This is a genomic window from Promicromonospora sp. NPDC060271, assembly GCF_042726755.1.
In the GTDB taxonomy this organism is placed as follows: Bacteria; Actinomycetota; Actinomycetes; order Actinomycetales; family Cellulomonadaceae; genus Promicromonospora.
Map to the genome: position 1 here is coordinate 1 of NZ_JBHXBG010000089.1, position 23,450 is coordinate 23,450.

General features: G+C 73.3%; 18 protein-coding genes. 11 read left to right on the top strand and 7 right to left on the bottom strand.

The window, feature by feature from the left end; genetic code table 11:
- The 8 genes from ruvX to ACFWE2_RS14875 all read left to right on the top strand — a co-directional run.
- The coding region (gene ruvX, locus ACFWE2_RS14840; RefSeq protein ID WP_377225002.1) for a Holliday junction resolvase RuvX at window positions 1-524 on the top strand (524 nt) is incomplete at its 5' end.
- A 49-nt stretch (window positions 525-573) separates the two neighbouring features.
- Entirely contained in the window at window positions 574-1,710 is a 1,137-nt protein-coding gene (gene mltG / locus ACFWE2_RS14845) for an endolytic transglycosylase MltG (RefSeq protein ID WP_377225003.1), read from the top strand.
- A gap of 344 nt (window positions 1,711-2,054) precedes the next feature.
- Window positions 2,055-3,167: an endolytic transglycosylase MltG gene (mltG, locus tag ACFWE2_RS14850; protein WP_377225004.1), complete on the top strand. Its 1,113-nt coding sequence runs from the start codon at window positions 2,055-2,057 to the stop codon at window positions 3,165-3,167.
- A gap of 2 nt (window positions 3,168-3,169) precedes the next feature.
- Window positions 3,170-4,066, top strand: a complete 897-nt coding sequence (locus ACFWE2_RS14855; protein WP_377225005.1) for a shikimate dehydrogenase — start codon at window positions 3,170-3,172, stop codon at window positions 4,064-4,066.
- 67 nt (window positions 4,067-4,133) lie between these two features.
- Window positions 4,134-5,354 (top strand): chorismate synthase, encoded by a 1,221-nt coding sequence (gene aroC / locus ACFWE2_RS14860; protein WP_377225006.1) that lies wholly within the window; start codon window positions 4,134-4,136, stop codon window positions 5,352-5,354.
- Between the two features lie 32 nt (window positions 5,355-5,386).
- Window positions 5,387-5,941 (top strand): shikimate kinase, encoded by a 555-nt coding sequence (locus tag ACFWE2_RS14865; RefSeq protein WP_377225019.1) that lies wholly within the window; start codon window positions 5,387-5,389, stop codon window positions 5,939-5,941.
- Complete coding sequence (gene aroB, locus ACFWE2_RS14870) at window positions 5,938-7,110, top strand: 3-dehydroquinate synthase (protein WP_377225007.1); 1,173 nt, start codon at window positions 5,938-5,940, stop codon at window positions 7,108-7,110. Before ACFWE2_RS14865 ends, aroB begins: the two co-directional genes overlap by 4 nt.
- Window positions 7,111-7,346: 236 nt before the next feature.
- Entirely contained in the window at window positions 7,347-8,126 is a 780-nt protein-coding gene (locus tag ACFWE2_RS14875; RefSeq protein WP_377225008.1) for an excalibur calcium-binding domain-containing protein, read from the top strand.
- A gap of 13 nt (window positions 8,127-8,139) precedes the next feature.
- Here the strand turns inward: ACFWE2_RS14875 and ACFWE2_RS14880 are convergent, their stop codons facing one another.
- The 5 genes from ACFWE2_RS14880 to ACFWE2_RS14900 form a co-directional block, all read right to left on the bottom strand.
- Entirely contained in the window at window positions 8,140-8,913 is a 774-nt protein-coding gene (locus ACFWE2_RS14880; RefSeq protein WP_377225009.1) for a glycerophosphodiester phosphodiesterase family protein, read from the bottom strand.
- 84 nt (window positions 8,914-8,997) lie between these two features.
- Window positions 8,998-10,008, bottom strand: coding sequence for an alpha/beta hydrolase (locus ACFWE2_RS14885; protein ID WP_377225010.1), 1,011 nt, complete (start codon window positions 10,006-10,008; stop codon window positions 8,998-9,000).
- An 86-nt stretch (window positions 10,009-10,094) separates the two neighbouring features.
- Window positions 10,095-12,377: a hypothetical protein gene (locus ACFWE2_RS14890; protein WP_377225011.1), complete on the bottom strand. Its 2,283-nt coding sequence runs from the start codon at window positions 12,375-12,377 to the stop codon at window positions 10,095-10,097.
- Between the two features lie 65 nt (window positions 12,378-12,442).
- On the bottom strand, window positions 12,443-15,355 hold the full coding sequence (locus ACFWE2_RS14895; protein ID WP_377225012.1) for a toll/interleukin-1 receptor domain-containing protein: 2,913 nt from the start codon (window positions 15,353-15,355) through the stop codon (window positions 12,443-12,445).
- 94 nt (window positions 15,356-15,449) lie between these two features.
- Window positions 15,450-18,347: a hypothetical protein gene (locus ACFWE2_RS14900; RefSeq protein ID WP_377225013.1), complete on the bottom strand. Its 2,898-nt coding sequence runs from the start codon at window positions 18,345-18,347 to the stop codon at window positions 15,450-15,452.
- A gap of 157 nt (window positions 18,348-18,504) precedes the next feature.
- Between ACFWE2_RS14900 and ACFWE2_RS14905 the strand changes: the two genes are divergently transcribed.
- A complete protein-coding gene (locus ACFWE2_RS14905) occupies window positions 18,505-19,947 on the top strand; it encodes an MFS transporter (protein WP_377225014.1) in 1,443 nt (480 codons plus the stop codon).
- Between the two features lie 80 nt (window positions 19,948-20,027).
- Here the strand turns inward: ACFWE2_RS14905 and sigJ are convergent, their stop codons facing one another.
- On the bottom strand, window positions 20,028-21,095 hold the full coding sequence (gene sigJ / locus ACFWE2_RS14910) for an RNA polymerase sigma factor SigJ (protein ID WP_377225015.1): 1,068 nt from the start codon (window positions 21,093-21,095) through the stop codon (window positions 20,028-20,030).
- A 179-nt stretch (window positions 21,096-21,274) separates the two neighbouring features.
- On the opposite strand from sigJ, the gene ACFWE2_RS14915 reads away from it, so the two are divergent.
- A complete protein-coding gene (locus ACFWE2_RS14915) occupies window positions 21,275-21,592 on the top strand; it encodes a YrdB family protein (RefSeq protein WP_377225016.1) in 318 nt (105 codons plus the stop codon).
- A 108-nt stretch (window positions 21,593-21,700) separates the two neighbouring features.
- Here ACFWE2_RS14915 and ACFWE2_RS14920 read toward each other — a convergent pair whose 3' ends face one another.
- Entirely contained in the window at window positions 21,701-22,057 is a 357-nt protein-coding gene (locus ACFWE2_RS14920; protein ID WP_377225017.1) for an iron chaperone, read from the bottom strand.
- A gap of 212 nt (window positions 22,058-22,269) precedes the next feature.
- On the opposite strand from ACFWE2_RS14920, the gene ACFWE2_RS14925 reads away from it, so the two are divergent.
- The coding region (locus ACFWE2_RS14925; RefSeq protein ID WP_377225018.1) for a DUF222 domain-containing protein at window positions 22,270-23,450 on the top strand (1,181 nt) is incomplete at its 3' end.

The window sequence follows — 23,450 nt, forward strand, 5'->3', positions numbered from 1 at the left end:
GGGTCGACGTCGGCATGGCGCGGATCGGGCTGGCCGCCAGCGACCCCGACGGCCTCGTCGCCACCCCGGTGGAGACGGTGCCGCGGGTCCTGGCGCCTGGTGGCAGAGACGGCAGTGGCAAGGGGGGCAGGAGCGCCCGGGGCACCACCGCCGACGTCGCCCGGATCGTCGCCGAGGCGGAGGAGCGTTTCGCCGCCGTCGTCTACGTGGGGCTGCCCAGGCACCTGTCCGGCAAGGAGGGCGCTGCGACGGCCGACGCGCGGGCCTTCGCGGCCCGCCTGGTCGTCGCCCTCGCGGCGGCCGGGGAGGGCGCGGAGGTCCGTCTCGTGGACGAGCGCATGACCACGGTCTCCGCGCACCAGGCCCTGACCGCGGCCGGTCGCAAAACCAAACGGCACAGGTCGGTGATCGATCAGGCCGCAGCCGTTATCATTCTGCAATCTGCACTCGACGCGGAGCGGGCGAAGGGGGAGCGCGCCGGCGAGCTCGTCGAGGCGCGGACCGTGCCAGACACGCACGAGTGACTGTGCACGACCACCCAGTCGCCCCCCAACGAAGGACAGTGAGTCTCCGGTGACGGATCTCTTCACGGCGCCCCCGCGTAACCAGGAAGACCCCGCGTTCCCCGAGCCCCGGTCGAGCAGAAGGGCACAGCGCCGCCGACGGCGGAGCCGCAACGGCCGTTCCGTCGTCGTGCTCCTGATCGCCCTCGTCCTCGTCGGCGGGGCCGGCTACGCCGTCTGGCTGAACCTCGAGTCCCTGACCGGCCTGTCGAACCCGCTCGCGTCCAAGGACTTCCCCGGACCGGGCGGCGACCAGGTCGACGTCGAGATCCCCGAGGGTGCCACCGGCACCGCCATGGGCGAGGCGCTCTACGACGCCGGTGTCGTGGCGAGCGTCTCCGCGTTCACCGCCGCGTTCGAGGCGAACCCGGACTCCGTGCTGATCCGTCCGGGCACCCACACCATGCTCGAGGAGATGCCCGCGAGCGACGCGGTGGCGCTGCTCGTCAAGAACGACACGGTCGACCTGCAGCTCACGATCCCGGAGGGCTACACGGCCGACCAGATCGTGGCGCGCGCCGTGCAGGTCAGCGGGCTGCCGGCCGAGGACTTCCAGGCAGCGCTGGAGGACCCGGCGGAGATCGGGCTGCCCGACCAGGCCGACGGCAAGGTCGAGGGCTGGCTGTACCCGGACACCTACACGCTGGAGCCCGACGCCACGGCCGCCGGGCTGCTCTCGGAGATGGTCGAGCGCACCAAGGGCGTGCTGGAGGAGAAGGGCGTCTCCTCCAAGCAGTGGCAGGCGGTGCTGACGAAGGCGTCGCTCGTCGAGCGCGAGGGCCTGCACAGTGACGACAAGCCCAAGATCGCGCGCGCCATCGAGAACCGGCTGGACGACGACATGCGGCTCGAGATCGACGCATCGCTCGCGTACGGCGCGGGGAAGCCGGGCACCGAGCTGACGCGGGCCGACCGCGACAACACGGAGAACCCGTACAACACCTATCGGCACTCAGGCCTGCCGCCGGGCCCGATCGCCAGCCCCGGCGAGGTGTCCATCGACGCGGTCCTCAACCCAACGCCCGGGGACTGGAAGTTCTGGGTGACGGTCAACCTCGACACCGGTGAGACGAAGTTCGCCGAGGACTTCGAGGCGCATCAGCGGAACGTCCAGGAGCTGCGTGAGTGGGAGGCCGCGAACGGGTGAATTCCCTGGTCGTGGGCGTTCTTCGCGCCCTGGGCCGGGACGTGGGGAGTTGGCCGGGGACGTGCCGATGAGGGTAGCGTTCGCGGCACCCGGGCTGTGATGCGATCGTGACATGCGATCGCGACGTCGCGCCCGGGCGTGACCAGTCGTAGAGCCGGCACCGAGCCGGTACCGCGCCGGCACCGAGCAGGCATGGATCGAGCAGGCATCAAGCAGCATGGATCAACCGAGATCCAGGCGGCGCAGAGGACGGAGCGAGCGTGACCGAGGCCCTTCCCGGAGTGAGTTATCAGGGGCCACCGCGGCACGCCAGCGGCTCTCGCGGCCGACGAGGAGATCGGGACATGTCCGGAGGCAGGCGTGACGGTGGCACCCGGGGCGACCGGCGCGGCGGCAGGCGCGACAGGCGGCAGAAGCGGTCCAGGCGACCGCTGGTCGTCGCCGTGGTCGCCGTCCTGCTGGTCGTCGGGGCCCTCGGCGCGTGGACGGTGGTCAACGACGGCTATCTCTTCGGTATCCGAACCCCGCTGGCCGCCCCGGACTACGAGGGCACGGGCGGCGAGCCGATAGTGGTCGAGGTGCCCCAGGGCAACGGCTACACGATCGGCGCCCAGCTCGCGGAGCAGGACGTGGTCGCCAGCGCCGAGGCGTTCGTGCGGGCGTTCAACGCGAACCCGGACGCCGCGTCGATCCAGCCGGGCACCCGTGAGATGAAGCTGCGGATGAGCGCCGAGTCGGCCGTTGCGCTGCTGGCGCAGAACGACGTAGACCGGGCCGGCCTGACCGTCGTCGAGGGGAGCACGGTCGCGCAGATCGAGCAGACGATGATCGAGACGGGCTGGCCGGAGGCCGACGTCAAGGCGGCCGTCGCGGACCCAGGCGCCCTGGGGCTGCCGGCCGAGGCCGGGGGCAAGCTGGAGGGCTGGCTGGCGGCCAACACCTACGAGGTCAAGCCGGACAGCACGAGCGCGGCGGACGTGCTGAAGCAGATGGTCGCCCTGACGGTCGAGGAGCTCGAAGAGCTGCAGGTCCCGAAGGAGAGGTGGCGGGAGGTCATCATCACGGCGTCGATCGTCGAGCGCGAGGCGCCCGACGACTACCGGGGTGAGGTCGCCCGGGTCATCCAGAACCGCCTGGACACCAGCGAGGTGCTGGGGATGGACGCGATCGAGTCGTACTACTGGGGCAAGCCGGCGCACGAGCTGACCCGGGAGCAGCTCTCGAACACCACGGACGTCCCCTTCAACTCGCGACGGATGGACGGCCTGCCGCCGACCGCGATCGGTGCGCCGAGCCGGGCCTCCGTCGAAGCCGTGCTGGACCCGCCGGCGGGTGACTGGATCTACTACGTGACGGTGAACCTCGAGACGCAGGAGACCAAGTTCACGGCGAGCGCCGACGAGTTCCAGGTCTTCAAGGCGGAGTACCAGGCCTGGGCAGCGGAGAACGGGTACTGAGCATGAGCACCAGGACGACGCGCACGACCACGCGGCGGGCCGCCGTGCTCGGCCACCCCGTCGCGCACTCCCTGTCCCCGGTGCTGCACGGCGCGGCGTACCGGGCCCTGGGCCTGGACGGCTGGCAGTACGGCGTGCACGACGTCACGGAGGGGGCGCTGGAGGGCTTCCTGCGGGACGTCGACGCCGGCTGGGCGGGCCTGAGCCTGACCATGCCGCTCAAGCAGGTGGTGATCCCGCTCCTGGATCACGTGGACCCGCTCGCCGAGGCGGTGGGCGCCGTCAACACCGTGCTGTTCTCCGGGGGTGGGCTCTCCGCTGCGGGGGGCTCCGTGACCACCACGGGCACGAACACCGACGTGCACGGCATCGTCGCGGCGCTGCGCGAGAGCCTCGGCGCCCGCGGCGTCGCCGACGCGGTGATCCTCGGCGGCGGTGCGACAGCGGCGTCGGCCCTCGCGGCGGTGGCGGAGCTCGGCTGCGTCTCGCCGCGGGTCTTCGTGCGCTCCCTCGACCGGATCGGCCCGCTGCGCGCGGCCGTCGCGCGGATGGGGGTGAGCCCGTCGTTCGAGGTGTTCGACGAGCGTGCGACGACGTCGGCCCTGGCGGTCGCGGACGCCGTCGTCTCGACGACGCCGAAGTACGCCGCCGACCAGTGGGCGCCGCTGCTGACCGGGCTGCTGACCGACACGGGGGAGAAGCCCCGCGGGGTGCTCCTGGACGTTGTCTACGACCCCCGCCCCACGGCCCTGCAGACCGCCTGGGCCGCGCTGGGCGCCGACACCGTCGGCGGCGAGCGCATGCTCCTGCACCAGGCCGCAGAGCAGGTGCGCCTGATGACGGGCCGTCCGGCGCCGCTCGCCGCGATGGACGAAGCGCTCCGGGCGGCACTGGGCTGACGGCGGCGGGCCGACGGCCTGTGGACAGCGGGCGCGGCCTGCGTCACGCGCGTGAAACAATCGCATCATGCTGCGTTGGTTGACATCGGGTGAGTCGCACGGTCCTGCTCTCGTGGGGGTGATGGAGGGTCTGCCCGCCGGGGTGGAGCTCACGACGGAGGACATCCAGGGTGCGCTCGCGCGCCGCCGCCTCGGTTACGGCCGGGGCGCGCGCATGAAGTTCGAGCAGGACGAGGTACGGGTGCTCGGCGGGCTGCGCCACGGGATCACGCAGGGCGGTCCGCTCGCCATCGAGATCGCCAACACCGAGTGGCCCAAGTGGACCGACGTGATGTCCGCCGACCCGGTGCCGCCGGAGGCGCTCATGGTCGACGCCGGCACCGGCGACGAGCGCGAGGTGGCCCGCAACCGGCCGCTGACGCGCCCGCGCCCCGGCCATGCCGACCTGATCGGCATGCGCAAGTACGGCTTCGAGGACGCCCGGCCGGTGCTGGAGCGTGCCTCGGCCCGCGAGACCGCGGCCCGTGTGGCGCTCGGCGTCGCCGCCGCGAAGTTCCTCGAGCAGGCGCTCGGCATCCGCCTGGTCTCGCACGTCGTCGCCATCGGCGAGGCGAGCGTGCCCGACGACTCGGCGCTCCCGACCCCCGACGATCTCGCGGCGCTCGACGCCGACCCCGTGCGCTGCCTCGACGCCTCGTCCTCGAAGCTCATGGTCGAGGAGATCGACCTGGCCAAGAAGGACGGTGACACGCTCGGCGGCGTCGTCGAGGTGCTCGCCTACGGCGTGCCGTCCGGCCTGGGCACCTACGTGCAGGGCGACCGCCGGCTCGACGCGCGGCTCGCCGCCGCCCTGATGGGGATCCAGGCGATCAAGGGTGTCGAGGTCGGCGACGGCTTCCGCACCGCACGCCGCCGCGGCACCGCAGCCCACGACGAGATCGTGCGCGAGGGTGCGGCCGGGCGGATCCGCCGCACGACCAACCGCGCCGGCGGTATCGAGGGTGGCATGTCGAACGGTGAGGTCGTGCGCGTCCGTGCGGCGATGAAGCCCATCTCGACGGTGCCGCGCGCGCTGCCGACCGTTGACACCGCCACCGGCGAGCCCGTCACGGCGCACCACCAGCGGTCCGACGTGTGCGCGGTGCCGCCCGCCGCCGTCGTCGCCGAGGCGATGGTCGCGCTCACCCTCGCCGAGGCCGCGGTCGAGAAGTTCGGCGGGGACTCGGTGGCCGAGGTGCGCCGCAACATGGAGTCCTACCTCGCGGCCATCCCGGAGCTGCTGCAGTGAGCGACACCGTCCGAAACGGTCCCGTCGCCGTGATGATCGGCCCGCCCGGATCCGGCAAGTCGAAGGTCGGCCGCATCCTGGCGGCGGGCCTCGGCGTCACGGTCCGGGACACCGACGCCGACGTCGAGGAGATCGCGGGCAAGCCGGTCAGCGAGATCTTCGTGGACGACGGCGAGCCCCACTTCCGCGAGCTGGAGCGCGCCGCGGTGCTCGCCGCCCTCGCTGAGCACGACGGCGTCCTGTCCCTCGGCGGCGGCGCGGTCATGAACGCCGCCACCCAGGAGGCGCTCGAGAAGTACACGGCCGACGGCGGGCAGGTCGTCTTCCTCGACGTGCCGCTCGCGATCGCCGCCCAGCGGGTGGGCATGAACCAGGCCCGGCCGCTGCTGCTGGGCAACCCGCGCGCGCAGTGGCAGAAGCTGATGACCGAGCGGCGCCCCACGTACGAGCGGCTCGCGACCCTGACCGTCGTCTCGAGCGAGCGGCCCGGCGAGCAGGTGGCCGCCGAGATCCTCGAGGCACTGGGTCTCGAGGCCACGGCGGGCGAGCTGATCGACCCCAAGAAGAACGAGGAGAGCACCACGTGAGCACCACGAGCGCTCCGAGCGGGACGGCCCCCACGCGGGTCACCGTGCGGGGAGAGGCACCCTACGACGTCGTCATCGGCCGGCACCTGCTGGGCGAGCTGCCGTCGCTGGTCGGTGCGGCCCGCAAGGTGATGGTGATCCACCCGGCCGCGCTGTCCGCGACCGCCGACGCGATTGCGGAGGACCTGAAGGCCGGCGGGTACGAGGCGTTCGTGGCGGAGGTGCCTGACGCAGAGGAGGCCAAGACACCTCAGGTCGCCGCGTTCCTGTGGGGCCTGCTGGGCCAGCTCGACTTCACGCGGTCGGACGCGGTCGTCGGGGTCGGCGGCGGAGCCACCACCGACCTCGCGGGCTTCGTGGCCGCCACCTGGCTGCGGGGGATCCGCGTGGTGCACGTGCCGACCACGCTGCTCGCGATGGTCGACGCCGCGGTGGGCGGCAAGACGGGCATCAACACGTCCGAGGGCAAGAACCTCGTCGGTGCGTTCCACCCGCCGGCCGGTGTGCTGTGCGACCTGGCGGCCCTCGGCTCGCTCGACAAGTGGGACCTGGTCGCGGGCCTGGCCGAGGTCGTCAAGACCGGCTTCATCGCCGACCCGGTCATCCTGGAGCTGGTCGAGGCGCACGTCGACGAGCTGCGGAACTGGGCGGGCACCGAGGCCACCGACGAGACCTGGGCCGTCATCGCGGAGTTGGTCGAACGGTCGGTCCGGGTCAAGGCGCAGGTCGTCGGTGAGGACCTCAAGGAGGCGGGCCTGCGGGAGATCCTGAACTACGGGCACACCCTGGGGCACGCGATCGAGCTGGCCGAGCGGTACCAGTGGCGCCACGGCGCCGCCGTCAGCGTCGGCATGGTCTTCGCCGCCGAGCTCGCCCGCATGGCCGGCAAGCTCCCCGACGACGTCGCCGACCGGCACCGAGCCATCCTGTCCTCGCTCGGGCTTCCCGTGCACTACCGGGGCGACCGCTGGGACCAGCTCCTGGCCGCCATGCGGCGCGACAAGAAGACCCGCGGCGACCTGCTGCGGTTCGTGGTGCTGGACGACGTCGCCAAGCCGGTTCGCCTGGAAGGCCCCGACCCGACGCTGCTCGCCGCCGCCTACGCGGAGGTCTCGAAGGAGCCGCCGACCCAGGGCCCGGGCACCCCGGTCACGCTGACACTGGGCTGAGCTGCGGACCGCTATGGCAGCGGCGGGCGCCGAAGTCAGGCGTCGAACGTAGGCAGGCCGCCTTCGAAGCCGAGAGCATCCGTGCACTGTCCCCGGCTCGAACGAGGGCGGATGAACGGTGGGTGATCTTGCCCGATTTTCGCGCGAAGCGAGGCGCCGGAGGCCTAGCGTCCAGTCGCACAGGGGAAACCCGCGTGCGGTACGAGGCCGCGCGCCGACCCTGAAAGGGGCCCATCGTGCGTAAGGTCTACAACCTCCCGCCGGGCTGGCCGGCTCCGCCGTCGGACTGGACACCTGATCTGAGCTGGCAGCCCAATCCGCAATGGTCGATGCCCGCAGGCTGGCAGCTGTGGGTCGATGTACCGGACACGGCCCTGATCGGCGAGGGCGCCGTCGCCGTGGACGTGCCGGACGACGAGGCCCGCGAGCCGTCGCGGCGCCGGCTGCCGCTGATCGTCGCGGGGGTCGTGGCGGCAGCCGTCGCCTTCTTCCTGGGCATCGGCATCGGCGGGAGCGGAGGCGACCAGGCCGCCGTCGAAGCCACCGAGGTCGCTGAGTCCTCAGCCGCCGCAGCTGTAGCCGCCGTGGAGAGCGACCGAGCGGTGTTGCGGGCCGAGGCCGAGGCACTCGCGAAGGCTCAGGACGCGCTCGAGGCCGACGAGGCGAAGCTGGTATCGGATCGGAAGAAGCTCAGCACCCGGGCCAGCGACGTCGCACAGGCCGCGGAGAAGGTGGAGAACCGGGAGTCGGCAGTCAAGACCACCGAGGCAGAGCTGGACGAGCGGGAGGCCGAGGTCGCCGAGCGGGAAGCGGCAGCAGAGGCCGCGGAGGCTGCGGCGCTTGCGGGTGCCGGGACCGGCGGGTCGGCGGACGACGGCTCGGCTGATGTAGGTGGCACTACCTACTACGAGAACTGCGACGCTGCTCGGGCCGACGGAGCGGCACCGGTGTACGCCGGAGACCCGGGTTACGGCTCGCACCTGGACCGAGATGGTGACGGCGTGGGCTGCGAGTGAGCCGATGTCGGCGTCAGGCCCAGAGACCCCGCTCGATCAGGAGGTCCTTGAGCAGGTCCGCGCGGTCCGTCACCAGACCGTCGACGCCCAGATCGATCAGCTGCTCCATCTCGTCGCGGTCGTTGATGGTCCAGACGTGCACCTTCTTGCCGAGCGCGTGCGCCACCTCGAGCGACGCGGCGTCGACGACCGTGACGGACTTCTCGCGCACGGGGACCTGCAGCGCGTCGACGTCGCGCAGCGAGCGACGGGCCAGGGGGCGGGTGCGCAGGCGTACTCCGGTGAGGAAGGCCCTGATCTCGTTGCGTCCGGCGGACGTGGCCACCGGGCGGGACAGCTTGGCGAGCGTCGCCCGGCGGCGCGCGGCGGCGAAGGACGTGACGCACACGCGGTCCCAGGACGACGTCTTCTCGACGGCCCGGGCCACGGGGCCCACGCCGGAGGCGTGCTTGACGTCGATGTTCACGCGCAGCTCCGGCCAGCCGCCCAGGACGTCCTCGAGCAGCGGCACGGGCTCGACGCCGCCGATGCGGGCCTCTCTGACGTCGGACCACGGCAGCTCGGCGACGAGGCCGGTGCCGTCGGTGGTGCGGTCGAGGGACTCGTCGTGCAGTGCGACCGCTACGCCGTCGGCGGTGCCGTGCGCGTCGGTCTCCACGTACCGGAAGCCGAGGTCGACGGCGGCGCCGAACGCCGCGAGCGAGTTCTCCAGGCCCTCGGTGCCGACCGAGGCGTGTGCGAATCCGCGATGGGCGAGGGCTTGGAACGGCCCCTCGAAATAGGTCACTGGCTGTCCCTCGTGTCTCGGTGCTGAGTGGTCGTGCGGGTGGGTGGTCGTGCGTGGTCCTGCCGGTGGTCGTGCGTGCGGGCCTCAGGTCGCGTCCCGGGCACCGACGGCGGCGCCCACCCGGCTGTCCGTCCATTTCAACATGCCGTCGAGGTATGCCTCGCGCGGCCCGCTGGCCGACAGCGTCAGGTCGTGCACCGCGCCGGGTACGACGAGCTCCGTGACGTCGTGCCCGAGGGACGGCACGAGCGCGGCCATCTGCTCGACGTCGAGCACAGTGTCCTGCGCGTCGATCAGCGGGTTGTCGAGCGAGTCCGGGCCGGAGGAGTCGGACCGCGCCAGCAGCACCGGGCACGCGATCTCCAGCCCCGCGGCGACGCGCGCCTGACCGCGCCGGACCGCGACGAACCACCCGACCCGGCTGGGCAGCCCCTGGGGCCGCTTCAGCGTCGTGTCGAACTCCCAGCGCCCGCCGTTGGCGGCCAGGAGGTGCTCCGCGTACCGCGAGGGCCCGTCCTTGACGACGGCGGTGGCGGCGAGGCGGCCGACGGTGTCCAGCAGCCGCGTGCCGACGCCGCGCTGGAACTCGGACGCCCAGAGGTCGAGGAACGGGGAGTCGAGCACCAGCGCGTTGGGCCCGGCGTCGGCGCCCACGGCGTTGCGGTGCGCATGCGCCCACAGCGCCGCGGTGAGCCCGCCGGTGGAGTGGGCGTGCACCACGAGCGGCAGCCCCGGTTCCAGGGCGCGCACCGTCCGGGCGGCGGCCGAGATGTCGGTGGCCTGCTCGCGCAGGTCCATCACGAAGTGCGGGATCTGGTCGGGCTGCAGGGACCGCCCGGCCGCCCGCAGGTCGACGGCGTAGAACGCGTAGCCGGCGGCGGCGAAGGCGCGGGCCAGGTGCGCCTGGAAGAAGTAGTCGTTGTAGCCGTGCACGTGGACGACGGCGGCGTGCGGCGAAGGGGCGTCGTCCGGGTGCGGGTAGCGCACCAGCGTCGCGGGCCCGAGCGGGGCCTCCTGGAACGGTTCGCCGAGCAGGTGGTCGGTCCGCCAGTCGAGCACTACCGGCTGCGGGTCGGGCAGGGGCGGTACGGGCACGAGGGGATCGTAGCCCGGCTCGGTGCGTTGCTCTCATTCTCCGGGCCGTCTCGCCAGACTGTCTTCACGATGCCATCTCACCGGGCTCACCAGGCGCGATCGCACGACAGGTCCGACGGCGGCGGCGCCGCCACGGTCCACGACCACTCCTCGACGGACAGGTCTCGTCCGGCGACCGCGCACGCCGTCGCGAGCAGGCCGCTCGCGCTGGTGTCCCGGCGGACCACCCGCCGGTTGCCCGCGTCGCTACCGACCGCGAGCAGCCAGCCGGCCTCCGCGGTGAGCGACGGGCGGCCGACCTGGGTACTGAGCTCGCCGATGCGCTCGCCGGTCGTCACGGAGACCAGGAACGCCAGCGAGGAGTCGCCGGCCAGGACGGCGATCCCGGTGCCGGGCAGGACGGCTATCGAGCGCATCCCGAAGGGCACCGGGACGTCCGCCGCGGCCCGGACCGCGCTGCCGTCCGCCTCCAGCACGGCCACCCCGCCCGAACGAGCCACCACGAGCTCGTCCTTGCCGAAGCCGAGCACCGGTTCGGCCTTGGTGGTGCCGTTGTCGCCGAACTTGAGCAGCTGGACCTCGGACCGACCGGTGGCCGGGTCGACCACGGCGACCGTCGCGCCGGTACCGAAGGCCACGTGCCGCCCGTCGGGCGAGACCTCCGCCGACGTCCACGGACCACCGGAGAGCCGCGCCTCCTCGCGCACGCGTCCGGTCCGCGGGTCCAGGACGCGGACGGACCCGTCCGCGGCGGCGAGCACCAGCCGCCCGCCCGAGGTGATCCGGGCGCCGAGCACGTCCCGCAGCCCTGTCTCGTAGCGAACAGGAGGTGTGTAGATCTCCTCGAACTCGGGTCCGGTGAGCTCGTCCGCCGCGTCGGACAGCTCGCTGACCGACGCCGTCGCACGAGCCTCCCGCACCGTGCCGTCGGCCGCCTCGACCACCAGGGTCGTGCCGTCCTTCGTCACCACCGGCAGCCAGGTGTCCTCCGCCCCGTGCCGCTCGACGGCCGCGCCGATCCGGGCGGGGATCGGCGCTGGGACCTCGGCGCCGGCGTCCGGCGTGTCGTCGAGGTCGTACGTGACCGCGAGATTGACGGCGTCGCTGCCGGGCTCGTCACCGGCCGCGACGAGGAACCGCCCGCCGGGCGCGACCGCCTGCCGGTCGAGCGCGGCGACCTCGGTCTCCCGGATCTCCGTACGGGGAACCGGCAGGTTGGTGTCCCAGAGCGTCAGCACCCTGCCCTGCGCCGTCACCACCCGGTCCTCGTCCGCGAAGGCCGCGGCGTCGGCCGCAACGGCGCCCTGCAGCTCCCAGTAGTTCCCGGTCTCCGACGTCAGGTCGAACAGGTAGTTCCTCTGGTCCCGGACGACGAGGTACCGCGTGCCCGCCGGGGAGAGCACGACGGTCCGCACGTCGAGGGTCAGGGGCGCCCCGGTACCTGGCCGGGTGAACCGCTCCCCGTCCGACGTGCTCTCGACGGTCGTCAAGGTCGGGTGCACGCTCGCCGCCCAGTGACCGTGCGGGGACACCATCGCGGACGCGGCCAGGTCCGCGTCGTACGTGCTGTCCGGCAGGACCGAGCCGCGCCGTGTCACCTCGAGCCCGGGGAGCGAGCGGCGCTCCCAGCCGCCCTGGTCGCCCAGCCGGCTGTCCAGCGCGGACAGGACGACGAACTCGTCGTCCAGGTCCACCGAGTCGTACGTGTCGTCGAGCTCGTGCTCGAGGACGGCGGCATCGGCGCCGGCGTGCAGGTCCTGGACCACCAGCCGGCGCCCGTCGTCGTCCTCGATGATCGCAGCGAGCCACCGCCCCGCCGGTGAGACCGCGACATCGAGCGCGGAGGTGAACGTGGTCTCCGACGCGCCGTCCCGCAGCAGGTGCACGCTCCCGTCGGCACCCAGCGCCGCGACGGTGGTACCGGCACCGCTCGCGGTGAGCTCCGTGACCCAGCCGCCGACCGATCCCACCGGCTCAGGGGCTCCGGAGAGGTCCCAGCGCACGACGTCACCGCCCGCCGTCGCGACCAGCACCGCACCGGTGTCGACCGCCGACGCCATCGCGGCGACCTCGTCGTCGAGCACCACCTCCCGCGAGAGCAGCGAGGCCGCGTCGAGGACGGACAGCAGCGCGGCCTGCGTCCGGGCCGAAGGCTCGAGCCGATAGGCCTCGGCCGCGAGCAGCGCCGCACGGTCGGCATCGGTCGCCGACGCGGCGTGCGCGGCGGCGACGAGCGACTCGACGAGCGACGGCGCGTCCGGCCAGCCGGCCCGGGCCGGGGCGAGCCCCGCAGGCAGCACACCGGCGGCGACCAGCGTCGCGACCGCGAGGCACGCGACGGCGCCCTGCCGCCGGGTGCGCGGCCGCACCTGTGCCCTCACCTGTGGCCGGCCCTGTGCTCGGACCTGTGGCCGGGCATCCCGTCGGGACGTCCTCATCGGCTCTCCAGCGGGCGCTCGCAGGTCAGGTCGGCGGGTGGTCGGGCGCCGCCCGAGGCCTGCCGCCACTCGTCGGCGGTGAGGTTCCGCGCGGCGAACTCGCAGGCCTGGGCGTGCAGGCGCGCGGGACGGGCGTCCCACCGCGTCAGGTAGCGCGGCCCGACCGCCCACAGCGTGTCCCGGCCGGCCGCCAGCCAGAGCGGGGAGTCGCCGTCGGCACTCCCGGCGAGCGCGGACAGGTGCCCCACCTCCTCCCCGGTCGTGGTGTCGAACAGCCGGATCCAGTCGGCGTCGCCGGCCACCGCGACCAGGGTGGTGCCGGGCACCGGGGCCACCGTGTTCTGGCGGCCCGACGTCGGCGCGGCGATCTCCCGCCGCACGGTGCGGCCGTCGCGGTCCAGGACGGCGATCCCGCCGGCGTGCGCGGCGGCGAGGTAGTCGTCACCGAAGACGAGCTCGACCTCGGACCGCCAGAACCTGTCGTTGGCCCGTGAGGTCAGGCGCCCGGCGGTGAGCTCGTGCGTGTGCACCGTCGAGGTCGCCACCTCCAGCACCTGGATCCGTGCGTCGCGAAGCGTCCGGTCCGACGTCCGGGCGTGGTGGAACGCCACGAAGCGCCCGTCGGGGCTGATCCGGGCGGCCTGGGCCGCGAAGCCGGCGTCGGCGGGGGCCGCTGCCTCGGCCAGCAGGTCACCGGTGCGAGCGTCGCGCACCTGTACCGCACCGTTCGCACCGGCCAGGACGAGCCGTCCCTCGTGGCCGACGGCGTCCAGGACGCGGCCCGGCCGGGTCTCGTACAGCGGCTCGAGCGGAGGAACGACGGTGTCGTCCGCTGTCTCGCCCGCCGTCTCGTCCACCGGTGCCCCGCCGGCCCCGAAGACGCTCCCGTCCTCGGCGTCGACGAACAGGTGCGTGCCGTCGGCGAGCGGGACCGGGAGCAGCCGTTCCCCGGCCGGCGCCGAGAGGTCTCCGAGGAGCGCGGTGCCCGCCGGCCGGACGTCGAGCCCGTCGGTGCCGGGTTCCTCGCCGTCGAACGTGTGGGTCATGGCAAGGAGGCGGCCCTCGTCGCCGCCCGCGGGTGCGGCGCCCGGTCGTTCCCCGGCGGAGACGACGGTGGCGCCGTCCGGCGTGAGCGCCCGGTCGTGTGCCGTCCCGCCCTCGACCACCGCCGTCTCGGCCAGCGCGTCGGCGGACCCGACGTCCCAGGCCGTGAGGGTGCGACCGTGCGTCATGACGAGCCTCCGGTCGTCGAGGAAGACCGCGGCGTCCGGTGTCCCGACGCCTTCGAGCCGTTCGGCCCGGTGCTCCCAGCCGGAGCTCGACAGCCGCACCATCCACACCTCGTCGCGCCGGGCGAGGAGCACGTTCCCGCCGCTGGGGGACAACGCCATGACGGACGGCGGGAACGTGCCGAGCGCGGTCGGCACGGGCACGGTGACCGTCGTGCCGTCCTCGGTCCGTACCCCGTGGACGGCGTCGTCGAGCTGGGTCATGACCCAGCTCCCGTCGGTGGTGGTGGCCTGTGCGGTGGCGACGTCGCTTCCCACCTCGTCCGCGAGGTCGCCGTCGAGCACCGTGCCCTCGTCGAGGACGTCCAGGTCGGGCAGGGAGCGCCGCTGCCAGGGGCCGAGACCCCCGTTGGTCCAGCGCTGGTGGAGCACCGCCGTGTCGTCCTGGAGCCGGACCGCGTCGTAGACCGTGCGCGAGAGGTCGGCGTCGGCGACGACGGTGTCGTCCGCCGTCGCGCGAATGCTCACCGTGTGCGCGGCCGTCTGCCAGCGCACCACCGCGTACCGCTCGCCGGACGGGTCGACGGTGACGTCAACGGCCTCGCCGTCGTGCACCTTCCGGGTCTGGTCGTCGGCATGGAGCCACACCGCCGCGTTCGTACCGGTCGTCGCGACCGCGATCACGGTGCCGTCGCCGCTGGTGGCCAGGGCGCTCGGCCGGGCGTCGAGCGTGGTGAGGCGGACGGGCGCGCCCCGCAGGTCCCAGCGCAGGATCTCGCCGGCCTCCGTTGCGACGATCACCGCTCCTGCTCCTGGTCCTTCCGCCGGCGCGGCGGTGGCGTCCGGCGCGGCGGCGGCCGCGATCACCTCCGCGCCGACCAGGGCGCGTGCGCCGATCGCGTTCGACCCGTTCACGGACCGCAGCAGCGCGGTGAGGGTCTGCGTGTCGGGGTGCAGGCGGTATCCCTCGACCGCGAGCAGGGCCGCGCGCTCCAGGTCGGTCGCGGCGGCCGCGAGCGCCGTCGTCGCGAGCAGGTGCGCGGTGGCCACCTGGGTCTCGGCGTCGGCCCGGTCGGCCTGTGCCGTCGCCAGGCGGCCTGCGCCCACCGCGCCGGCGATCAGCAGGGTCAGGACGACGCCTGCGCTCACGGCGGACGACGCCGCCCGGCGTCGGCGAGCGGCGTCGGCGGCGATGAGGTCGGGAACCGGCCGGCCGTGGAGCGGCCCGGCGAGCTCGGCGACCGTGCGCTGGACCAGCGGGTCCTGCGGATCGAGCGGGCCGGAGCGCGACACGGCAGTCAGGTCGACCACGACGGGGCGTCGTACGCCCGGGGACCGCAGGGCGGGCGGGAGGTGGATGTCGGGACCGGCCGCCGTCAGCGCGACGACCAGGCGGTCCGCCGAGCGGTGCTCGAGCCACCACGCCACCTCCTTGTCGACCCAGGGCGACCGGGCCGCCGCCGGTGACGCGAGGAGCACGAACCATTCGGAGTCCACGAGTGCCCGCTCGATGGAGCCCCACAGGTCCGGGTCGGCCGCGAGGTTCTGCTCGTCCCGGAAGACGCGCAGCGCACGGCGCGGGCCGGGGCGGGCGAACCCCTCGAGCAGGGACTGGAGCCGCGGCCCGAAGTCACCGTCGTCCGCGTGGCTGTAGGACAGGAACGCGTCGTAGCGGGCCATCTGCGGCACTCCTGACTGTTCGGGGCGGGGTCGTTCGGGGGCGGTCGTTCGTCGGCTGGTCGCGCGGTAGGTGCCGGGCTCGTCGTGGTGCCGGCTACAGGTCTCGTCCGCAGGTCAGGTCGTGGGGTGCGGCGGTGCCGACAGTCTGCGTCCACTCGCGGACCGTCAGGTCGCGGTCGGCGAACGCGCACGCGGCGGCCAGGAGGGCCGCCGGGCGCAGGTCCCACCGGACGGCGTCGTAGCCGCTGAGCGCGAGCAGCGAGTCGGGGCCCGCGCCGAGCCACAGCGGATCGAGCGTTCCCCCTGCGTCGGGCAGCGTCAGGCTGCCGACCTGTTCGCCGGTCCGCGTGTCGTAGAGCCGGATCCAGTCCAGCTCGCCGGCCTGGGCCACCAGGGACGTGCCGGGCACCGGTGCCAGGGACGACGGCGTGTAGGCGGCGGTCGAGCCGACGACGGAGTCGATCCGGGTGCGGACCGCCTCGCCGTCGGGCTCGGCCACGAGGACGCCGTCGACCTGGGAGACCAGGAGGTCTGCGTCACCGTAGGTCAGGTCGAGCACGGACGCCGCGGTGCGCAGGCCGAGGTGGTTGACGTACTGCCGCACGGGGACGGTGAGCGTGCGGGTCCGGGACTGGCGCAGGTCGAGCACCGAGATCGTGGCCTCGCTTGCGGTGAAGCCGAGCGGGGAGAGGTCGTGGAACGCGACGTACCGGCCGTCGGGGCTGACGGCCGCCTCGACGGCCCACGGGTCGCTCGTTGCGGCGTGGTCCGCCGTCGCGCGGTGCAGCAGCCGCCCGCCGAACGCGTCCCGGACCTGGACCCGGCCGTGGCCGTCGGCGAGGACCAGCCGGTCGCCGACGACACGCGCGGCCCGCACCGACCGCAGCCCGGTCTCGTACCGCGCCTCGAGGGGACGCAGCGGCACAGGTGTCGTGAGGTCGTCCTCGGCGAGGTTCCCCGTGGCGTCGCTGACGGTGCCGTCCTCCGGGGTCACCACCAGCACGCGGCCGTCGTCGAGGGGCACAGGGAGCAGCCGGTCACCGGTTCGGCCGGGCTGGACGGCGCGGAAGGTGGCGCGCAGGTCGTCGCCGTCCGTGCTGCCGTCCGTGCCGTCGCCCGTGCCACCGGTCAGGTCGTAGCTCGCCACCGTGCCGTAGGTCCTGCCGGTGCCGTCGAGGAGACTCGCGCCGCTCGTCGTCACGCGGCTCCCGTCGGGGGACAGGGCGGTGTCGGCGAGGTAGGCGTTGTCCGTCTCGGCAGAGCTGGTCAGCGGTGACGCGGAGGTCAGGTCCCACGCGGCCAGGACCCCGCCGTGCGCGGTGACCACGCGGTCGCCGTCGACGAACGCGGCGGCGTCCGCCGCAGGCATCCCGCGCAGCGGTGTGGCGCGCTCGTGCTTCCAGGTCGGCAGCTCGACCACCCAGGTCTCGTCCCGGCGGGACAGCAGCACGCTGTCGGCCCCGTCACCGGACGGCACGGCGGTGACGGGCAGCAGCGGGCCGAGGGCGTCCGGTGCCGCCACGCGGTGCAGATCGTCGCTGGTCGTGTCCGCCGCGTACAGTGCACCGCCGCGGAACGCGGTGACCCAGGCGCCGTCGGGTGACACCTGGTGCTCGACGAACTCGCCGGCCAGCGGCTCGACGACGCCCGCCTCACGCACCAGCTCGAGGTCCGGCAGGGACCGGCGCTGCCAGTGCCCGGCCCCGGACGGGACCCGGCGCATCGCGACCACGACGGCGTCCTCGGTCAGGGCGACCGTCTCGAGGGACGTCCCCGAGAGGTCGTGCGCTGCCGTGCGCGTCCGGCCCGTCCCGTCCAGCAGCAGGAGGTCGTGGGTGTCGTCGTCCCAGACGATCACCGCCAGGCGCTCGCCGTCCGGGGCGACGGCGACGTCCACCACACCGGTCAGGCCGGTCAGGCCGGCCGTGCCCGAGGGGCCGGAGGGGCCGGAGGTGCCGGACGCGGGGGCCGAGACCCACAGGGCGCCGTCGGCCACCGCTGCGACGCTCTCCCCGTCCGAGCTGACCGTGACCTCGGTGACGGGGCCGTCGAGCGACGCGAGTCGTTCGGGCTCCTGTCCGAGGCGCCACCGCCACACGGCGCCGTCGGCGGTGCCCGCCACGACGGTCCCGGCGTCGCCGTCCTCGGGCAGTGGCGCGGCGGCGAGCGCCACGACGTCGCCGCCGAGGTCCACGCGGCGCTCCAGCGGGCCCGTCGCCTCGACGCTGCGCAGGAGGGCCGTGAACGTCTGGGTGTCGGGGTGCAGCCGGTAGCCCTCGGCGGCGAGCAGCACCGCACGTTCCGCATCGGTGCCCGCGACGGCGAGGGCGGTGGCGGCCAGGAGCCGCGCGTCGGCCGCGCGCGCCTCGGCGTCGGCCCGCCGCGCCTCGACGAAGGACGCGCCGGCCAGGACCAGGGTGAGGCAGAGCAGCACGGTCAGGGCGGACAGCGTGGCCCGGCGGACCACGCGTGCGCGGCGCTCGCGCTGCACGTGCTCGCCGATGAGCTCGTCCTTCTCGATCCCGCGGAGCCTCGCGGCGAAGGTCGCGAGGCTCTCGCGCACGAGGGCGTTGCCGGCGTCCTGCTGCTCGAGCCGTGCGATGTCGCGCAGGTCGACCCATCTCGGCTCGGTCCGCAGCCGGGCGATCAGCGCGGGCGGGAGCGTGTCGTTCCCGTCCGTCGGCCGGTGCCCCGCCCAGCTGATGTCGCCGCCGCGGGTCAGCCCGATCAGCAGCCGGTCGGTGCCGTGCCGGTCGAGCCACCGGTCCACCTCGTCGGCGACCTGGGGTGAGCGGGCCGCCTCCGGGGAGGCGAGCAGGACGAGCCAGGTGCTGTCGGTCAGCGCGTCGGTGCGGCGGGGCGCCAGCCGAAGGGCGGGCCTGCGGTGCCACAGCCGTCGTCTGCCGAACGTGGCCAGCAGCGCGCCGAACCTCCGCGCGAACGTCTCGTCCGCCGCGGAGTCGTAGCACAGAAACACGTCGTGACCTGGCATCAGACCCCCTGTACGCCCGGGCGCTCGATGCTAGACGGCACCCGGTGCGAGAGCAATCAATACGCACCCACCACCCGCGGCTCCGGCCCGGGCGTCGGTATCAGATCGTGACCGCCTTCGGCACCCGCCGTTCACCGGATCCGGGCAGACTGCCGCCATGACCGACGCCGCCCGCGGACGAGAGACACCGGATCCCACCACCGACGGCCCCCCGCCGCCGAGGACGGGCCTGGAGCTGCAGGAGGGTGTCCGGGTCCCGCGCCGCCAGGTGTTCTCGTGGGCGCTGTGGGACTGGGGCACGCAGCCGTTCAACACCGTGATCCTGACGTTCGTGTTCACGGCGCTGTACCTGACCACGGAGTCCTTCCTGGACCCGGCCGTCGCGGCCCTCGGCGACAACGACCCCGCCTACGAGCGCGGCCTCGCCGAGCTCACCAGCGGCGTGGGCCTGTGGAACACGCTCGCCGGTCTGCTCATCCTGGTGCTCGCCCCCGTGCTCGGGCAGCGTGCCGACGCCACCGGTCGCCGCAAGGTGTGGCTCGCCGGGGGCACGGGCGGCATGGTCCTGTGCATGCTCGCGCTGTGGTTCGTCGAGGCCGACCCGGCGTACTTCGTGCTCGGCGCCGCCCTGATCGGTCTCGGCAGCGTGCTCAACGAGATCGCGGGCGTGAACTACAACGCGATGATGGTCTCCGTCGCCACGCCGAAGACCGTCGGCAAGGTGTCCGGGCTCGGCTGGGGACTCGGCTACGTCGGCGGCATCCTCGCGCTCCTGTTCGTCGTCATCGCCAACGGCGCCGACTGGTGGGGCATGCCGACGGACAACGGCCTCGCCTTCCGCGTGATCGCCGTGGGCTGCGCGCTCTGGGCGCTCGCGTTCGCCTGGCCGATCCTGGCGTTCGTGCCGGAGCTCCCGCCCACCAAGGGCCGCGCCACCGTCGGGTTCTTCGCCAGCTACGCGGTGCTGTTCCGCGACATCAAGGGCCTGTGGCGCACCTCGCGCCGCACCTTCTGGTTCCTGCTGGCCAGCGCCGTGTACCGCGACGGCCTGAGCGGCGTCTTCGCGTTCGGCGCGATCATCGGTGGCGTCAGCTTCGGGTTCTCCGACGACCAGGTCATCGTCTTCGGTATCGCCGCAAACCTCGTGGCCGGGGCGAGCACGGTCCTCGTGGGGTTCGCCGACGACCGCTTCGGCCCGCGCTCCGTCATCCTCGGCACGCTCGGCGTCATCGTCGTGGCCGGGCTCGGCGTCGTGTTCCTGCGCGACCTCGGCCCCGTCGTCTACTGGGTCGGCGGCCTGATCCTCTCGGCCTGCGTCGGGCCCGCACAGGCCGCGTCGCGGTCCTACCTCGCCCGGGTCACGCCGGCGGGCAAGGAGTCGGAGATCTTCGGCCTCTACGCGACCACCGGCCGCGCCGCGTCCTGGATGTCGAGCGCCCTGTGGACCATCACCATCGCCGTGACCGGCGCGACCATCTGGGGCACCCTCGGGATCGTCGCCGTCGTCCTCGTCGGCCTGGTGCTCATGTGGTTCGTGCAGGACGCGCCGGTGGCCGGGAGCCGGTCCGAAGCGCTGCCCGGGACGGCGGCCGGCGCCTGACCCTGCGGGTGCGTGCGCGGGGACGCGCACGCACCTGGGCGACCTGCATGGGGACCCGCGTGGGTGACCCGCGCGGTCGCCTAACGAGCGCCCCTGTGCGGCCGGTTGGTCATCAGCCACTCCCGGAGCCGCTCCAGGTCCGCCTGCGGCCCCAGGTGCCGCAGCTTCTCCGGGTTGATCACGCCGCGGATACCCGCGACCTGCCCGTCGACCACCTCGAACGACCAGGTACCGATCAGACCGCCGCCGATGACGTCGTCCGCCACGATGAGCAGACCCGGCTCCCCACCCACCAGAGCACGCTCGAAGTGGATGGGCGCGCCACGGCGCATGAAGACCGCCAGGAGACGCGCCACCGTGTCCCGCCCCGAGACCGGCCGGGCGATCGAGAAGCCCGGTGGCACCTTCCCGCCGCCGTCGCCGGTGAACACCACGTCCTCGGCGAGCAGCTCCAGGAACGGGTCCACCGCACCCTCCTCGCACGCGGCCAGGAACCGCGTGACGAGCTCCTCCGCACGTGCCCGGTCGGCGTGTGCGGATGCCGGCCGGGCCGATGCCGGACGCGCGGCGTCGTCACGCTCCCGCGAGATCCGCCGCCGGGCACGCGAAGCGAGCTGACGCGCGGCCACCTCGCTCGTGCCGATGACGCCGGCCGCCTCGGCGTGGGAGTAACCCAGCACGTCGTGCAGCAGGAAGGCCGCACGTTCCGTAGGCGTGAGCCTCTCCAGCAGCACGAGGAACGCCGTCGAGAGGTCGTCGGCCAGCTCCGCGTGTGCCGCGGCGTCCAGTGGCGCGGACGCCATGGCGACCGGCAGGTTCGCCTGCACGGGACCGACCAGAGGCTCCGGCAGCCACTCACCCACATAGGACTCACGCCGCACCCGGGCCGAACGCAGCACGTCGATCGCGATCCGAGTCGTCACCGTGGTCACGAACGCGTCCGGGTTACGCACCCCTTCGGTCTGCGAGAGACGCAGCAACGCCTCCTGGACCACGTCCTCCGCCTCGGCCACGCTGCCGAGCATCCGGTACGCCACACTGAACGCCAGCGGGCGCAGCCGGTCCAGGGTGGCGCCGTCGAGCCGCGCACCGCGCGGTCGTCGGGCGTCCGCTGTATCGCCGTCCTGAGAGGTCTCCGGGTCCGTCATGAGCACATGCTCTCGCGTCATACCCCGTTGACGAGGTACGGGCATCAGATGTGACAGTGCCGGCGCACGGGGCTTCGCCGAGCGTGGTCAGCGTGTAGCCGCCACGGGCCGTTCGTGCGCACGGACCGATTGCGCGCCGTGCGCCATGCCGTCCTCACCGAACCGCATACCCTGCGCCCGTGAGAACAACCGCGCTCCTCGTCCGCTTCGTCCTCGAGCTCACCCTCCTCGGCGCCGCCGCCTACGCGGGCTGGACCCTGTCCGACGGCGGATGGCGCTTCCTGCTCGTCATCCTCGCCCCGGCCACCGTCATCGCCGCCTGGGCCCCGTTCCTCTCGCCCAAGGCCCGGGTGACCATCCCGCCGTCGGCCCGCGTCACCCTCGAAGCACTCCTCTTCGGCGGCGTCGGCTACCTGCTCTGGCAGGCAGGGGCACCGGCGATCGGGACGGCGCTCGCGGCCGCGTGTGGGTGCTTCACCGCGTGGTGCTGGCGCTGACCGCGGGGGCGCCGAGCATGTTGGAGACGGGCGGGACGGCGCCCTGACCGGCACGGGTGACCCGCAGGGCGTGAGGCGTCCCGTCGGTCACAGCGGCATGATCGATCGTCAGCGCGACCGCATCGCGTCTATCTCGTCGCGGCGGAACAGGATCAGGCGGTCCAGGACGTCGTCGGGCAGGGGATGGCCGGCCGTGAAGCGGATGGTTCCCTTCGACGTCGAGAAGCCGGCCAGCTCGGCCCCGAGCGCCTCGATCGCGGGAGGGCTGAACGGGTACAGCCCGATGTGCTTCGCCGTGGCCCGGGCCGACACGAGCGGGCTGCCCCGATAACGCAGCGCGGCCATGCCGTAGCTCATGCCTTCCTCGGCGTCGGGCACGAGCTCAAGCGCCCGTGCCCGCACGTGCTCGACGGCGTCCCGGATCGAGCCGTCGAGACTCGCGATGTAGTCGGTGAACTCGTCCATGAGTACAGCCTCGCGGGAAGGACGGCGGAGTGCGCGGGGACCCGGTGGGGGACGGGCGCGTGCGGGGTCGGTGACGGGGGTCTGTCGGGGCTCTGAAGAGTTATCCACAGATTTGAGATCTGGCCAGCGGGACGCACGAGTGTTCGAGATAATAGACGTACTGAAGGAGTGAGAACTAGAGCGGGCGATCAGGACGGCGGGGGGTGGGCACGATGGAGCAGACGACGAACAGCGGTCCCGTTGGTGGCCTGCCTGCTGTGGTCTCGATCGAGGACGTGCTGGCCCGGATCGAGAACGAGATAGACCACCTCACCGCCCGGACCACTCCGGAGGCCCTGACCGGGTGGGACGCCCCGAGCATCAGTCGCCTGGCCGACGCACACACCCGGATCCGTCGGATCACCGGCCGTCTCGACGGGGTCCGCTACACGTTGTTGCCGAGGATCGAGAACGAGGGTTCCTGGCGGGCTGGTGGCTCGGCCCGCACGTTCACGACCTGGCTCCGGTTGCGTGAGGGTGTGTCTGCGTCGACGGCGGGTAAGGACATGACGATCGCGCGTCGTCTGGCGACCGCGCTGCCGGTGACGCGGGAGCGGTTGGTCGCCGGAACCCTGGGCGCGGACCACGCGAGGGTGATGACGGAGATCGCGCCCACCAGCGAGACGCGTACCGACGCACTGGCGTGGTTGATCGATACCCGCACCGGCCACACCACGACACCGGAAGAGTTCGTGCAGAGCGTGGCGGTCGACTTCCCCGACCCCGTAGACGACCCCGACGGCACCCACACCCGAGAACTGGTCACTCAAGTGTTGGAGGGCGCGGTCGCGGACGGCACGCTGACTACGGGTGAGGGTGTGGTCCTGCGGGAGGCTGGTGTCCTGAACGCGGACCAGTTCCGGAAGGTCGCCCGCCGGTTCGCGACCATCACCGACCCGGACACCGACGACCTCGATGACGACAAGGCCGCCCAGGGTGAGTTCTTCGACCTGGCCAAGACGTTCGGTGGGTATCACGTGGCGGGGTTCCTCACCGACGAGCACGGCCTGCAGCTCACCACCGCCCTGAACGCGGTGATGGGTGCCCCGTCTGCGGACGACACCCGGACCACGACGCAGCGCCGCGCACAGGGTCTCGCGGATGTGGCGCGGGTGGTGCTGGACACGAACCAGGCTTCGCCGGGGGCGTTGATCGCGCCGCATCTGAACGTGACGGTGTCGTGGAACGAGTTCGTCACTCAGGTCACCCGGACCCAGGACGGGCTGTGCTTGTCTTGCGGACAGGCCATGTCGACCCGCGGGCGCCACCAGGGCACGGGCCCGAACACCACCAGCACCAGCACCAATGGCACGGGCGCTGGGGTCAGCACCAGCACCAGCACGGGTGCTGGTGC